We start from the raw sequence: 10,185 nt of genomic DNA, 5'->3' as shown, positions 1-10,185 counted from the left end.
CTTCATGCCTCATTCTCTCAAGAGTTGAGGCCTCCACGAAACCCGGTGCGATTCAGATAGTTATTGAATGGCGGATCACGAGGATCAAGAGCAATACCATTCACATGGTCAAGCACGATTGTAGTGGTATTCATATTTACCTCACAGTGATCAGATAGCACGCGGCACTAATACATAATCGTGCGCACCATATAACACCGAAAGCGCGCTTAGAGACTTTTTCATTATAATCATGCAGTTACCACCCTCCCTGGTGTTCTCGGCGCATTCGCGCTGCGGCGAAGTTTGTGAAGTACTTCCTACTTTAGCGAAAGGAGCACACACGGCAAGCTGATTTTTGGTTAGAGCGCAAACCATCTTGCTTGCACGGACCCCGGGTCCCCGTTTACGCGGGCGAGTAGCGCAGATTTATCGGGAAAAAGAGTCATAGGATGTCTGAGGAGCGCAGCGACGAGTTTTATGACTCCCCGATAAATTGAGCAACGCAGCGAACCCGAAGGGCCGCGTAGTCGGGGTGGCCTAGGGGGTGCAGGGGGAAATGGCCAAGCATTTCCCCCTGCTCGCCGTGAAGGCGAAAGGCAGATGCGAGCAACGCACACTTCGTCGAACCAAACCATTCGCGTTCGTGCAGATGTCACCACGGGCACGGCATGCCGTGCCCCTACGCATTGGTCGGATCTACCATAACCGAATACACGGAGCGCCAGGGGCATCAAACGGCAGTGCCGCGAAGGCGAAAGGCAGCTGCGAGCCAATCACGCCAAAGTGAAAGGGACGCGGAGCGTCCTGCAGGCGTTCCCACGCAGAGCATGGGAACGATCAAAACCGGTAACGTTTGTGCAGGCGTCACCACGGGCACGGCATGCCGTGCCCCTACGGGAGATCGGGTCAGCAGCGGAGCGATAGATATCCCCCCCACCAAATCCCAGACAAAAAAAGGCGTGACCGAAGTCACGCCAAAGTTTCACGAACAGACTTGCAGAACGAGGGGCATGTTCCCTCGGGGTACTACGCTCTCCCCGGCAGGTGGAGCTACCTGCCCAAGGGTTGCTCTGGCTGGGCTTAGAAGAAGCCCAGCGGATTGACGTCGTAGCTGATCAGCAGGTTTTTGGTCTGCTGGTAGTGGTCGAGCATCATCTTGTGGGTCTCGCGACCGACACCGGACTTCTTGTAACCACCGAACGCGGCGTGGGCCGGGTACATGTGGTAGCAGTTGGTCCAGACGCGACCGGCCTGGATGCCACGACCCATGCGGTAGGCACGGTTGATGTCGCGGGTCCAGAGGCCGGCGCCCAGGCCGAACTCGGTGTCGTTGGCGATCGCCAGGGCTTCGGCTTCGGTCTTGAAGGTGGTGACGCTGACCACCGGGCCGAAGATTTCTTCCTGGAAGATGCGCATCTTGTTGTGGCCTTTGAGCAGGGTCGGCTGGATGTAGTAGCCGTTGCCGAACTCGGCGTTCAGACGCTCTGCGCCGCCACCGATCAGGAACTCGGCACCCTCTTCGCGGGCGATTTCCATGTAGGACAGGATCTTGTCGAACTGCTGCTCGGAAGCCTGTGCGCCGACCTGGGTTTCGGTATCCAGCGGGTTGCCGCGCTTGATGCTGCGGGTACGCTCCAGAACCATGCCGATGAAGTCGTCGTACATGTCTTCCTGAATCAGCGCGCGGGACGGGCAGGTGCACACTTCGCCCTGGTTGAAGAACGCCAGCACCATGCCTTCAACGGCCTTGCTGATGAAGGACTCTTCCGCCTGCATGATGTCGGAGAAGTAGATGTTCGGCGACTTGCCGCCCAGCTCGACGGTAGACGGGATGATGTTTTCCGCAGCGCACTTGAGGATGTGACGGCCAACCGGGGTAGAACCGGTGAACGCCAGCTTGGCGATGCGGGTGCTAGTGGCCAGCGCTTCACCGGCTTCGCGGCCGTAGCCGTTGACCACGTTCAGTACGCCCGGCGGCAGCAGGTCGCCGATGACTTCCATCAGCACCAGAATGCTCAGCGGGGTCTGCTCGGCAGGCTTGAGCACGATGCAGTTACCGGCAGCCAGCGCGGGGGCCAGTTTCCACGCGGCCATCAGCAGCGGGAAGTTCCACGGAATGATCTGACCAACCACGCCCAGCGGCTCGTGGAAGTGGTAGGCCGCGGTGTGCTCATCCAGCTCGGCAGCGGTGCCTTCCTGCGAGCGCAGGCAGCCGGCGAAGTAGCGGAAGTGGTCAGCCGCCAGCGGGATGTCGGCGTTCAGGGTTTCACGCACGGCTTTGCCGTTGTCCCAGGTTTCGGTGACGGCCAGCAGTTCGAGGTTCTGCTCGATGCGGTCGGCGATTTTCAGCAGGATGTTGCTGCGCGCCTGCACGGAGGTCTTGCCCCAGGCATCCTTGGCAGCGTGAGCGGCGTCCAGCGCCTTCTCGATATCTTCTGCGGTGGAGCGCGGGATTTCACACACAGCGTTGCCGGTGACCGGCGTCAGGTTGGTGAAGTACTGGCCTTTGACCGGCGCAACAAACTCACCGTTGATGTAGTTGCCGTAGCGAGACTTGAAGGAGACGACGGAGCCTTCGGCTCCCGGTTGTGCATAGATCATTGTTGTTGTCCTCTGAGCGCAAGCCTGACCCCGCACGGGTCAAGTCATGGTTCGATCTTAGTGACGGCTCCGGGGTGTCCGGTATGGGCCCTTGGCAGGGATGACGTCGTTATTTAGTAGTAGGTTCGGAGGTCACAGGTGCCCTCTAACGCTAGTCAACCCGGGCGCTGCCGCGCCGCAGCACCGACGAGCGGTCAGGCGCGCTGCACCCGCAATACGCCGGTATCAATCGCCAGATGCACCAGTTCGGTCAGCGAGCTGACGTTGAGTTTCTGCTTGAGCACGGTGAGGTTGTTGGAGACGGTCTTGCTGCTGATGCACAGGTTCTCGGCGATCTGCCGGGGCGGCACGCCGCGGGCGAGCATGACGAAGATCTCGAACTCGCGCTGGGTGACGTCGCGCAGGCGCGGGTCGAGGCGTTCATCACTGCCGGCGCAGGCCAGCTGGGTGGCGAGTTCCTGTTCGATGTAGCGATGGCCCTTGAGGCAGCGGCCGACGGCTTCGAGCAGCACTTCGGGCGAGGCATTCTTGGTGATGTAACCCAACGCGCCGGTCGCCAGCGCCTGACGCACCAGCGGCAGTTCATCGTGCATGCTGAAGAACAGGATGCGCAGCAGCGGCCAGCGCTGCATCAGCCGCCGGGCGGTTTCGATGCCGCTGATGCCGGGCAGGCCAATGTCCATCACCACCAGATCGGGCACGCGCTGCTGGGCGGCGGCGATGGCCTCCTCCCCGCTCTCGACGCCGCGCACCTCGGCCTGGCCGAGCATCATCGCCAACAGGCTGGTGTAGCCCTGGCGCACTACCGCGTGATCGTCCACCAGCAAGATGTTCATGCTGCCTGCCTCCAGGGAATGCTCAGTTCCAGTATCAGCCCGCTCTGCTCGGCGCTGCGCAGGTGCAGCGCGGCGCCAAGGCAGCGGGCGCGTTCGTGCATCGAATGCATGCCGATACCCCAGACGCTGCCCTGCTCCAGCCCGCAGCCGTCGTCTTCGATACGCACCACCAGTTGATCGCCCACGCAGCCGAGCCAGATCTGCACCTGCGTGGCGCGGGCGTGGCGGGCGACGTTGTTCAACGCTTCCTGCACCAGCCGGTAGAGATGCGCGCGTGCATCAGGTGCCAGCTCGGGCAAGTCAGTTGTCAGCAGCAGGCGGCAGTCGATGCCGTGCTGTACCTGCCATTGTTCGGTCAGTTGGGCCAAGGCCTGTTCCAGCCCAAGGCGTTGCAGTACCACCGGGTGCAGGTCGCGCACCAGGGCGCGAAAGCCCTGCTGCAAGCCATCGCAGCTGGCGAGCAGTTGCTGACTCAGTTGCTCGATCTGCTCGGGTGAGGCGCCGCGGCTGTGCTGCAGCATGAAGGTTTGGGCGCGGATGCCGGTGAGGTACTGACCCAGATCGTCGTGCAGCGCGTGGGCCAGTTGCGTGCGCTCGTCTTCCTGCACGCTGAGCAGCCGCTCGGTGAGGTTCTGGTTGCGCTGCTCGGCCTGCTGCAAGGCGCCGGTCATCGCGTTGAAGCGCTCGGCCAGATGATTGAGTTCCGGTTGCTGACTGGCGGCCAGCCGGGTGCTGAAGCGCCCCGCTGCCACCTCATGCAGACCGCCGAGCAATTGCTGATAAGCGCGTTGACCGCGGCCCAGCGCCCAATGGATCGCCAGCAGCGAGACCGCCAGCGCCGCAGCAAACACCAGTAGCAGGAGCTGTACCGATTCCCAGATTTCGCCCAGTTCGTCGTGCGGGTCTGGGGTGATGTGCCACTGGGAGCCGTCGTTGAACGACAGCGTCAGCGGCGGGAAGCGTTCATCTACCGCCGGTTGCAACCAGTTGACCAGCCAGCGCGGCACGTCTTCAGCCGTGGTTGCGGGCAGCGCTTCACCCACGCGGCTGATGCGCAGGTGGCGCAGGCCATCGAACTGCTGCGGGTCGGGTGAACTGGCGCTGCGCGACAGGCCGTCGAATAGTTGCAGCGCCAGCGCACGGCTGGCGTGCAGCTCACGCACCAGATCCTTTTCGGCCTGTTGCAGCAGCACCAGCAGCAGGCTGAGCAACATCGCAGCGAAAGCCAGCAGCACACCCGTATAAAGGCGCGCCGCCAGCGGCAGGGTTTTCATCGGCAGCAATCAGCGCACGACGAAGGTGCCCTGCATACCCTTGCTCTCGTAGCCCTTCAGATAGAAGGCGTAACGACCGGGGATCAGCGGGGTAAAGAACACTTCGGCCTCACCGGCCTCTTCGAATTCCAGTTCGTGCAGCACGGCGGGTTTGATTTCCACATCACCGGCCTCAACCTTGCGCAGGTGCACGGTCTTGAAGAAGTCGGGCGCCTGGAAGGCGTATTCCTTCTGGCCGGAGGAGACGATCATCAGCTGATAGGCCTTGCCGGTTTCCAGCTCGTATTCGCTCTGGCTCATGGCGAAGTCGCTTTCTTCGTTGCCCAGAATCAGGTCGGGCAAGGGCGTAGTACGGCGGGTCAGGTCACCGGCGGCGAACAGGCGGTCGGTGCCAATCAGACAGATCAGCATGAGGCTGACGTGCAGCAGGGTGCGGGTGTGCGACATGGGGGGCAATCCTTTTCTTATTGTCTTGCCGCAATGCTAAAGACCCTGCTGCGAGCCGAAATACTACCTTGGTACCGGGCTATTGGTACTTTCTTCATATTTCCCCGCCGGCGGGCGGTTCCTATGCTGGGGCCACAACAAAAAGGAGGCCCCGATGCGCCCGCTGCTCACCCAAACCGCATTTTTCATGCTCGCCCTGTGCGCGGCCACACTGGTCGCCGAACGCAGCCATGCCGAGCCGCTGGCGGTGCGCATTGGCTACGTGACCTGGACGCCCGACCCCGGCCCGGTGCTGTCGAACGTGATTCCCGAACCGACCGACGCTGGCCTGCGCGGGGCGGAACTCGCCATCGTCGACAACAACACCACTGGCCGCTTCCTCAAGCACGACTACCAGCTGCTGACCGCCAGCGAGCCCGAGCTGGACGCCACCCTCGACGCCGCCCGCGCCCTGCATGCAGACGGCGTGCGGCTGTTCATCGGCAACCTGCCGGCCAGCGCGCTGAGCACCCTGTCGGCCGAGTTTGGCGACAGCCTGCTGTTCAACGCTGGCAGCTACGACGACGCCCTGCGCACCACCCAGTGCCTGCCTAACGTGCTGCACACCCTGCCCAGCCGCGCCATGCTGGCCGATGCGCTGGGCCAGTTTCTGCTCAGCCGCAAACTCAAGCGCTGGCTGCTGATCAGCGGCCCGACCGCCGAGGATCAGGCCTACGCCAACGCGCTCAAGCGCGCCGCCCAGCGCTACGGCATGCGCATCGTCGCAGAGAAGGAGTGGAGCTTTGATACCGACCTGCGCCGCGCCGCCCAGGCCGAGGTGCCGCTGTTCACCCAGACCGACGAGTACGACGTGGTACTGGTGGCCGACGAGCGCGGCGACTTTGGCGAATACATCCCCTACAACACCTGGTATCCGCGCCCGGTGGCCGGCACCCAGGGCCTGACCCCGGTCGGCTGGCACAAGACCATCGAAACCTACGGCGCGGCGCAATTGCAGAAGCGCTTTGAGGAACACGCCGGGCGCTGGATGAACAGTCTGGACTTTGCTTCGTGGCTGGCCGTGCGCTCGATTGGCGCGGCGGTCACCACCCTCAAGAACACCGACGCCGAGGCGATTGCCGCGCTCAGCGTCAGCGACCGGCTGCCGATGGACGGCTTCAAGGGCCGCAAGCTGAGCTACCGCACCTGGAGCGGCCAGCTGCGCCAGCCGATCGCACTGGTGCAGCCACGCGCACTGGTGACCACCTCACCGCAGGACGGATTCCTGCACCCCGGCACCGACCTGGACACCCTCGGCTACGACGAGCCCGAGAGCCAGTGCCGCATCGCCGAACACCTGACCCGGAGCTGATGGAGCTGCCCATGACTATTCTGCCCTTTCGCAACGCCCTGCTGGCCGCGCTGATTACCGCTGCGAGCACCCCTGCTCTGGCCGAGACTGCCTACGTATCGAACGAGAAGGACAACACCATCTCGGTGATCGACATGAACACGCTGGAGGTCACCGACACGCTGGAGGTCGGCATGCGGCCGCGCGGCATTCTGCTGTCGAGCGACAACAGCAAGCTGTTCATCTGCGCCAGCGACTCCGACACCGTACAGATCATGGATCTGGCGACCCGCCGCATCATTCAGGAACTGCCTTCCGGCGCTGACCCCGAGCAGTTTGCCCTGCACCCGAACGACCGCACCCTGTACATCTCCAACGAAGACGACGCGCTGGTAACCGTGGTCGACGTGCCGACCGCCGAGGTACTGGCGCAGATCGACGTGGGCGTCGAGCCCGAAGGTATGGCGGTCAGCCCGGACGGCAAGTGGGCGGTGAACACCAGCGAAACCACCAACATGCTGCACTGGATCGACACCACCACCAATGAGCTGGTCGACAACACCCTGGTTGACCAGCGCCCGCGTCACGTCGAGTTCAGCCACGACAGCAAGACGCTGTGGGCCTCGGCCGAGATTGGCGGCACCGTTACCGTGATGGACGTGGATTCGCGCGAAGTGAAAAAGGTCCTGACCTTCGAGATCAAGGGCATTCACCCGGACCGCATCCAGCCGGTTGGCGTGCGCCTGACCCGCGACGGCAAATACGCCTTCGTCGCCCTTGGCCCAGCCAACCATGTGGCGGTGGTCGACGCCCACACCTTCGAGGTGCTGGATTACCTGCTGGTTGGCCGCCGCGTCTGGCACATGGCGTTCAACGCCGACGAGAGCCTGCTGCTGACCACCAACGGCATCAGCGGCGACGTATCCGTGGTGAACGTCCAGGACCTGGAGGTAGTGAAGTCGATCAAGGTCGGCCGCTTCCCCTGGGGTGTGGTGGTCACGCCCTGATGACCATCGCCGTGCAGCAGGTCAGCTTCGCCTATGGCGAGCGTCAGGCGCTCAAGCAGGTTGATTTCAGCTGCCAGCCGGGCTGCCTGAACGCCCTCCTTGGCCCCAATGGCGCGGGCAAGTCCACGCTGGTGGCGCTGCTCAGCCGTCTGTACGACCTGCAGCAGGGCGACATCCTGCTCGACGGTTTATCGATCCGCCAGCACCCGCGCGCGGCGCTGCGCCAGCTCGGTGTGGTGTTTCAGCAGAGCACGCTGGATCTGGACCTGAGCGTGCGCCAGAACCTGGCTTACCACGCCGCGCTGCACGGGCTGTCGCGGCGCGAGGCCGGGCTGCGGATCGATGCCGAACTGGCCCGCCAGCAACTCGGCGAGCGCCAGCACGAACGGGTACGCGCGCTCAACGGCGGCCACCGCCGGAGAGTCGAGATCGCCCGCGCCCTGCTGCATCAGCCGCGCACTTTGCTGCTGGATGAGGCCAGCGTGGGGCTGGATCAGGCCAGCCGTCGGGCGCTCAATCAACACGTGCGCGCGCTGTGCGATGAACAGCAACTGACGGTGATCTGGACCACCCACCTGCTCGACGAAATTCTGCCGAGCGACCCGGTGGTGATGCTCAACCGCGGCCGCGTGGTCGCCCAGGGGCAAGCCGACGCCCTGAGCAACGGCTCAACTAAGGAGAGCCTCAGCGACGCCTTCGAGCGGCTCAGCCGCGCCAGCGAGGAGCCCGCGCTATGACCGCTGCCCAATACCTCAACTGCCTGCAGGGCGTGATGCAGCGCGAGTGGCTGCGCTTCTTCCAGCAGCGTTCACGGTTTCTCAGTGCGCTGGTGCGGCCGCTGCTGTGGCTGCTGGTATTTGCCGCCGGCTTTCGTGCCGCGCTCGGGGTGTCGATCATCCCGCCGTACAGCACCTACATCACCTACGAGACCTACATCCTGCCCGGGCTGTGCTGCATGATCCTGCTGTTCAACGGCATGCAGGGCTCGCTGTCGATGGTCTACGACCGGGAGATGGGCAGCATGCGCGTGCTGCTGATGAGCCCGCTGCCGCGGCCATTTCTGCTGCTCAGCAAGCTGCTGGCGACCGCGCTGGTGTCGCTGATTCAGGTTTATGCCTTCCTTGCGATTGCCTGGTGCTTCGACATTCGCCCCCCACTCTGGGGCCTTCTGGCCGCCGCGCCCGCGCTGCTGCTGGCGGCGCTGCTGCTAAGCTCACTGGGGCTGCTGCTGTCCAACGGGATTCGTCAGCTGGAGAACTTTGCCGGGGTGATGAACTTCGTCATCTTCCCGCTGTTCTTTCTGTCGTCGGCGCTGTATCCGCTGTGGAAGATGCGCGAATCCAGCGAGTGGCTGTATTGGCTGTGCGCACTCAACCCGTTTACCCACGCGGTGGAACTGGTGCGCTTTGCGCTGTATCAGCAGTTCAATCTGACCGCGCTGCTGGTGTGTCTGGGCCTGTGGCTGCTGTTCAGTCTGGCGGCGGTGCTGACCTTCAACCCGCAGCGGGCGGCGATTCGTGGTTAAGGCCTCGCTGGGCAACATCCCGTCACACACCGCCAAAATCGCGTTGCAACGCCCATGCCCTCTAGCCTGCAGCCTTGAGCCATCGGCTAATGACGATTTACTACTTTAGTACCGGTTCGTTGTGCGAATGTATCATTTGCAAGACGCCCCACCGGGGGTGTAATACCAACTGATACCACCGGGCCAGCGTTGCCCGGCATAACCGAATACAACAAAAACAGGTTGCCCAAGCCATGTACAAGATACTGATAGCTGATGATCATCCGTTGTTTCGCGAGGCCATCTGCAACGTCATCAGTAGCGGATTTCCCGGCAGCGAGCTGCTGGAAACCTGCGACCTGGATAGTGCTCTGGCCATAGCCCGGGAACAGGACGACCTGGATTTGATTCTGCTGGACCTCAACATGCCCGGCATGCACGGCCTCAATGGCCTGATCACGCTGCGCAACGAGTCGCCGTCGATTCCGGTGGTCATCGTCTCGGCTGAGGAAGACAAGCAGGTAGTGCTGCAAGCCATCACCTACGGCGCCGTCGGCTTTATCACCAAATCCTCACCGCGCGCGCAGATGACCGAAGCGATTGAGCAGATCCTCGACGGCAACGTCTACCTGCCCTCCGACATCATCCGCGCCAACCACACCATCACCCGCCGCAACCCCGAGGAATACCCGATCTCCCCGGAACTGCTCTACGCCCTCACCCGCAAGCAGCTGCTGGTGCTGGAGCGCATGGCCAAGGGCGAGTCCAACAAACAGATCGCCTACCACCTCGACATCGCCGAAACCACGGTGAAAGCGCACGTGTCAGCGATTCTGCGCAAGTTGAATGTGCATAACCGGGTCCAGGCGATTTTGTCGGCGAGTGATGTGGATTTCAGTGCGTATTTGCGGCGCTGAGCCCTTTCGCCCGTAACCGGGAAGGTCGAGCTCCCGCTCGACCAGCGAACCGCCGTGCAACGTCATGGCCGAGTTGGAACTCGGCCTTCCCGTCAAACCGAGCTGCGGCTGCTCCACAGCATTGATAATTATCTGCGTCGACTTGTCGTCCTCGTTTCGCCTTCTCCGGCGAGCCAAGGGGGGCTGCTTGCCCAGCCCCCCTTAGCAATCCCCCGGGGCACCCGGCTACGCGGCCCTGCGGGTTCGCTGCGTTGCTCGATTTATCGGGGAAGCGTAAAACTCGTCGC

Annotated in this window: 9 protein-coding genes; 5 read left to right on the top strand and 4 right to left on the bottom strand. The window is 62.9% G+C overall.

Features of this window, described 5'->3' with window-relative positions; all coding sequences use genetic code 11:
- Positions 1-1,062: 1,062 nt before the first annotated feature.
- The 4 genes from AAFM31_RS16380 to AAFM31_RS16365 all read right to left on the bottom strand — a co-directional run bounded on the left by AAFM31_RS16380 (position 1,063) and on the right by AAFM31_RS16365 (position 5,140).
- On the bottom strand, positions 1,063-2,583 hold the full coding sequence (locus AAFM31_RS16380; RefSeq protein WP_335616496.1) for an aldehyde dehydrogenase family protein: 1,521 nt from the start codon (positions 2,581-2,583) through the stop codon (positions 1,063-1,065).
- 194 nt (positions 2,584-2,777) lie between these two features.
- Positions 2,778-3,419 (bottom strand): response regulator transcription factor, encoded by a 642-nt coding sequence (locus AAFM31_RS16375; protein WP_341708974.1) that lies wholly within the window; start codon positions 3,417-3,419, stop codon positions 2,778-2,780.
- A complete protein-coding gene (locus AAFM31_RS16370) occupies positions 3,416-4,693 on the bottom strand; it encodes a histidine kinase (RefSeq protein WP_341708973.1) in 1,278 nt (425 codons plus the stop codon). The genes AAFM31_RS16375 and AAFM31_RS16370 overlap by 4 nt, the downstream gene beginning before the upstream one ends.
- Positions 4,694-4,702: 9 nt before the next feature.
- Positions 4,703-5,140: a copper-binding protein gene (locus AAFM31_RS16365; RefSeq protein ID WP_341708972.1), complete on the bottom strand. Its 438-nt coding sequence runs from the start codon at positions 5,138-5,140 to the stop codon at positions 4,703-4,705.
- 154 nt (positions 5,141-5,294) lie between these two features.
- On the opposite strand from AAFM31_RS16365, the gene AAFM31_RS16360 reads away from it, so the two are divergent.
- From AAFM31_RS16360 to AAFM31_RS16340, 5 genes are all read left to right on the top strand, one after another.
- On the top strand, positions 5,295-6,491 hold the full coding sequence (locus AAFM31_RS16360; protein WP_335600060.1) for an ABC transporter substrate-binding protein: 1,197 nt from the start codon (positions 5,295-5,297) through the stop codon (positions 6,489-6,491).
- 11 nt (positions 6,492-6,502) lie between these two features.
- Positions 6,503-7,477, top strand: a complete 975-nt coding sequence (locus AAFM31_RS16355; protein ID WP_341708971.1) for a YVTN family beta-propeller repeat protein — start codon at positions 6,503-6,505, stop codon at positions 7,475-7,477.
- Positions 7,477-8,214: an ABC transporter ATP-binding protein gene (locus AAFM31_RS16350; protein ID WP_341708970.1), complete on the top strand. Its 738-nt coding sequence runs from the start codon at positions 7,477-7,479 to the stop codon at positions 8,212-8,214. The genes AAFM31_RS16355 and AAFM31_RS16350 overlap by 1 nt, the downstream gene beginning before the upstream one ends.
- Complete coding sequence (locus tag AAFM31_RS16345; RefSeq protein WP_285678097.1) at positions 8,211-9,002, top strand: ABC transporter permease; 792 nt, start codon at positions 8,211-8,213, stop codon at positions 9,000-9,002. Before AAFM31_RS16350 ends, AAFM31_RS16345 begins: the two co-directional genes overlap by 4 nt.
- A 233-nt stretch (positions 9,003-9,235) precedes the next feature.
- A complete protein-coding gene (locus AAFM31_RS16340) occupies positions 9,236-9,898 on the top strand; it encodes a response regulator transcription factor (protein WP_083724638.1) in 663 nt (220 codons plus the stop codon).
- Positions 9,899-10,185: the final 287 nt, after the last annotated feature.

The sequence above is a fragment of the Halopseudomonas sp. genome (genome assembly GCF_038130085.1).
In the GTDB taxonomy this organism is placed as follows: domain Bacteria; phylum Pseudomonadota; class Gammaproteobacteria; order Pseudomonadales; family Pseudomonadaceae; genus Halopseudomonas.
This window is presented reverse-complemented; position numbering and strand designations above follow the sequence as displayed.

Bases quoted from the DNA above. Each gene is read 5' to 3' on its own strand.
- AAFM31_RS16380 (WP_335616496.1), bottom strand. From the start codon at position 2,583: ATGATCTATGCACAACCGGGAGCCGAAGGCTCCGTCGTCTCCTTCAAG.
- AAFM31_RS16375 (WP_341708974.1), bottom strand. From the start codon at position 3,419: ATGAACATCTTGCTGGTGGACGATCACGCGGTAGTGCGCCAGGGCTAC.
- AAFM31_RS16370 (WP_341708973.1), bottom strand. From the start codon at position 4,693: ATGAAAACCCTGCCGCTGGCGGCGCGCCTTTATACGGGTGTGCTGCTG.
- AAFM31_RS16365 (WP_341708972.1), bottom strand. From the start codon at position 5,140: ATGTCGCACACCCGCACCCTGCTGCACGTCAGCCTCATGCTGATCTGT.
- AAFM31_RS16360 (WP_335600060.1), top strand. From the start codon at position 5,295: ATGCGCCCGCTGCTCACCCAAACCGCATTTTTCATGCTCGCCCTGTGC.
- AAFM31_RS16355 (WP_341708971.1), top strand. From the start codon at position 6,503: ATGACTATTCTGCCCTTTCGCAACGCCCTGCTGGCCGCGCTGATTACC.
- AAFM31_RS16350 (WP_341708970.1), top strand. From the start codon at position 7,477: ATGACCATCGCCGTGCAGCAGGTCAGCTTCGCCTATGGCGAGCGTCAG.
- AAFM31_RS16345 (WP_285678097.1), top strand. From the start codon at position 8,211: ATGACCGCTGCCCAATACCTCAACTGCCTGCAGGGCGTGATGCAGCGC.
- AAFM31_RS16340 (WP_083724638.1), top strand. From the start codon at position 9,236: ATGTACAAGATACTGATAGCTGATGATCATCCGTTGTTTCGCGAGGCC.